This is a genomic window from Saccharopolyspora rectivirgula DSM 43747 (genome assembly GCF_000497205.1).
Classification (GTDB): domain Bacteria; phylum Actinomycetota; class Actinomycetes; order Mycobacteriales; family Pseudonocardiaceae; genus Saccharopolyspora; species Saccharopolyspora rectivirgula.
Genome location: NZ_AYJW01000115.1, coordinates 1 through 3,526, shown reverse-complemented (window position 1 = coordinate 3,526; position 3,526 = coordinate 1). Strand labels below are relative to the sequence as shown.

Below are 3,526 nucleotides of genomic sequence, written 5' to 3'. Positions count from 1 at the left end.
CACCAACCATTTGGCAAAGTGGTTGCGCTTGTGGCCTTCGATGCGGGGCAAGCCGCGCTGGTTCGCCCAGCGGCCGTTGCCGTCCATCACGACCGCGACGTGGTTGGGCACGAGTTCGGGCGGTAACGCTGGCGGTTTCGCTCCGGAAGGATGCGGGTCCGGTGGCCGCACGCTCGGGTCGTCCTTGCCTCGCCCACGGCGTCGCAGCATAGGTGTTTTCTCCTTCAACGAGCTGGGGATCGGGTGCACATTCTTCCCCACCCACATCACTCGTTCTGGCGGTGGTCAGCGTCAGGATCAGCAACTGGCAGTGCTCGCCCGCTGGCGGCCCGTTCCCGGACCAGCGCCGGGGCGCTCCGCTCCACCAGCGGCAACGACCGTAGTTGCCGCTCCATGTGCCACTGCAGGTGGGCGGCTATCAGACCGCTGGCCTCCCGGCGTGCCACGGCGTCGGCCCGGTCCACCTGGTCCCAGTCGCCGTGCAGCAGCGCCGCCATCAGCGGCAGCGTCTGCGCCGAGGGCCGGACCGAAGCGGCAGGCCGGCACTGCGGGCACACCGCTCCGCCGGAGGGCACGTTGAACGCGCTGTGCGGGCCACGCGCACCGCACCGAGCGCACTCGAGCAGCGCCGGGGCCCACCCGGCGAAGGACATGGCCCGCAGCAGGAAGGCGTCCAACACCTGGGAGGGATCGCGCTCCCGGCCGCTCAACGCCCGCAGCGCACCCACTGCCAGCAGGTAGAGCCGGAGCACGGGCTCGCCTTCCTCCGCGGCAAGCCGGTCCACCGTCTCCAGCACCGCGCACGCGGTGGTGTACCGCTGGTAGTCGTCCACGATGTGCGCACCGAACGCGTCGACGGTCTGGACCTGGGTGATCACGTCCAGCGTGCGCCCGGTGTACAGCTGCACGTCGACGTGGCTGAACGGTTCGACGCGGGCGCCGAATCTCGAGGTCGTCCGGCGCACACCTTTGGCCACCGCCCGGATCTTGCCGTACCGCCGGGTCAGCAGCGTGATGATGCGGTCGGCCTCCCCCAGTTTCTGCACCCGTAGCACCACGGCGGTGTCCCGGTAGAGGCTCACCTCCCCATCGTCGCACCTGCGCACCGACGCCCGGTCGGGGCAGGCGAGAATCCTGTCGAAGTGATCTTGCAGTCACCGCCACGGACCAAGAGGGCAGATGACCAACCCGTACGATCCGCAGAACCCGTATTCGGGGAACTACCAGCACCAGGGCCCGCTCCCGGCGGCGCCCCCGCCGGCGGCGCCCTACGGGGTGATGTACGTCGTGGGGCCGCGCAACCATCCGCTGGCGGTCGCCTCGCTGGTGGTTTCGATCATCGCGCTGTTGGGTTGCTGTGTGGGTCTGCTGCTGGGGCCGGCAGCGGCCGTCATGGGGCACATCGGCCGGCGGGAGATCAACGGGCAGCCGACCCGGTACCAAGGCGACGGCATGGCGCTGACCGGGATCATCATCGGCTGGGCGGTGTCCGCCTTCTACTTCGTCGTGCTGGTCTTCCTCGTGCTGGGGCTCCTGGGCGTGTTCGATCCCGAGGTGCAGCGGGATTTGGGCTAGGCGACCTCGCCGAGCTGGCGCCGCACCGACTCGGCGGCCGGAACATCAGGCCCGCAGCACGGTGAACGGTTCCACCGGGATGTTGCGGACGATCCCCCACAGCACGATCGAGCAGACCAGCGCGGTGCTCAACACCCGCCCGAGCCGCCCGGCCGGCCACTGCCGCTGCAGGTGGCCGAGTTCCCGCGCGGCACCGGCCAGCACGAAGGCGACCGCCACGGGCAGCACGACGAGCATGGCGAACGCGTTCAAGTCCAGCGCTCGCGCGAAGTCGCCCTGCAGCAGCGCACCGAGCATGCGGCTGCCCCCGCAGAACGGGCAATCCAACCCGGTGAGCAAGCGGAACGGGCAGGGCAACGGGATGATCCCGGTGGCCAGCACGGCACCGAGCGGCACCAAGGTGGCGACCAGCCGAGTGGTCTCCGGCATCCGCCGGAGCAGCGACACCACCCGACGGAATGGATCAGTCCTACCGGTCATGTTCGAACTTCCGGGGGTAGTCGGGGTGCTGCGGCCCCCGGGCTGGGAGTCCACGCGCACCACCACGGTCCGCACGATCTTGTCCGCCCAAGTCTGCCGCTTCGAGTCCCACAACGGCGCCAAGTACCCGAGGTAGCAGACCAACGCGTCGAGCACGCGGCAGAGGTAGAGCAGGAACGCTCGACCGCAACCGAGCGGCTGACCGGTGCGCTCGCCGACCGTCTTGATCTTGACCACCTGCTGCCCGAGCGACTGACCAGTGGTTCCCCGGCGATACACCAGGTTCCAGAGGTGGAAAGCGGTCATGGCGAGCGGGAGCACCACGCACCCCAGCAAGAGGGTGATCTTGGCCAGCGCGAGAGCGCTGTCGCTTCCGCTGCTGATGAACGCGATGGTGGCGAACAGGAGGACGAGCATCAGCACCGAAGCAGCTGTACCGGGTATCTGGACGTCGATGAGATGCCCCAGGGCTCGTGTTCCCCAGCGGGCAAACTCACCCGCCGGGTGATGACCGGGCGGATTCCCCTCTGCGGGGGCGCCGCACTGCGGCACCGACCGAGCGGGCTGCGACGACCCGAGCTGCCCGGGTTGCGGAACTCCTTTCGCAGAGCAGTCGGAGGACTGCGGCTCGGGCGGAGTACCACGAGGACTGGTCACGGCACTTCCTCGACGGGGAAAGCAAAGCAGTTCCGGTGGTGAACAGGAGCGACCGGAACGGTGCGGGCCGGCGGCCTCCGGTATCCGACCGGGAACCGCCCGGCGAGCTCACGCGGCGAGCCCGGGCGCCGTCACTGGCCGTATCCGGGCAACGGGGGGATCCCAGGCTGCTGCGGACAACCGGGCTGGACGGGTCCGGCCTGGCCGTTCACGCGCACCACCACGGTCCGCACGATCTTGTCAGCCAAAGTTTGCCGCTTTCCGTCCCACAGCGGCATCAGGTAACCGACGTAGCAGACCATGCTGTCGACCACGTGGCAGAGGTCGCGCAGGAACGCGTTGCCGAAACCGATCGGCTGACCGGTCTCCTCGCTGACGGTCTTGATCTTGACCATCTTCTGGCCGAACGTTTGACCGGTGGTCCCCCGGCGGTACGCCGAATTCCAGATCTGGAGAGCTGCACCGGCAAGCGGTAGCACCACGCACACCACCAGGAAGGCGATCCCGGCGATCACGGCACCGCTGTCACTTCCGGTGCTGATGGATCCGAAAGCGACGGCCAGGAGGACGATCGCCAACACCGAAGCGATGGCACCGGGTACTCCGACATCGATGAGGTAGCCCAGCACCCGCGTGCCCCACGGGGCCAACTCACCCACCGGGTGGTACCCCGGCGGGTAAGCCCCACCAGCGGGGGCACCGTACTGCGGAACCGGCTGACCGGGCTGCTGTGGAAACCCACCTGACGGCTGCCCGAAGGACTGCGGACCGGACGGAGGACCGTAGGGGTTCGTCACGAATGCTCCCTCTTCAA

At 68.7% G+C, this 3,526-nt stretch carries 4 protein-coding genes and 1 pseudogene; 1 reads left to right on the top strand and 4 read right to left on the bottom strand.

Going from position 1 to position 3,526, the window contains the following annotated elements:
* A pseudogene (locus SREC43747_RS20840) lies at positions 1–210 on the bottom strand (hypothetical protein); the annotation flags it as partial.
* Positions 211–266: 56 nt separating this feature from the next.
* Positions 267–1,082, bottom strand: coding sequence for a DNA repair protein RecO (recO, locus tag SREC43747_RS0118920; protein WP_029722951.1), 816 nt, complete (start codon positions 1,080–1,082; stop codon positions 267–269).
* Between the two features lie 97 nt (positions 1,083–1,179).
* On the opposite strand from recO, the gene SREC43747_RS0118915 reads away from it, so the two are divergent.
* A complete protein-coding gene (locus SREC43747_RS0118915; protein ID WP_029722950.1) occupies positions 1,180–1,575 on the top strand; it encodes a DUF4190 domain-containing protein in 396 nt (131 codons plus the stop codon).
* A gap of 45 nt (positions 1,576–1,620) precedes the next feature.
* On the opposite strand, the gene SREC43747_RS22100 is transcribed toward SREC43747_RS0118915, so the two are convergent.
* Together SREC43747_RS22100 and SREC43747_RS0118900 are read right to left on the bottom strand one after the other, a co-directional pair.
* Entirely contained in the window at positions 1,621–2,607 is a 987-nt protein-coding gene (locus SREC43747_RS22100) for a DUF2752 domain-containing protein (RefSeq protein ID WP_236623278.1), read from the bottom strand.
* Positions 2,608–2,843: 236 nt separating this feature from the next.
* The coding region (locus SREC43747_RS0118900) for an RDD family protein (RefSeq protein ID WP_236623277.1) at positions 2,844–3,526 on the bottom strand (683 nt) is incomplete at its 5' end.

Excerpts from the sequence above, each read along its gene's own strand:
- SREC43747_RS0118915 (WP_029722950.1), top strand. The coding sequence starts at position 1,180 with ATGACCAACCCGTACGATCCGCAGAACCCGTATTCGGGGAACTACCAG.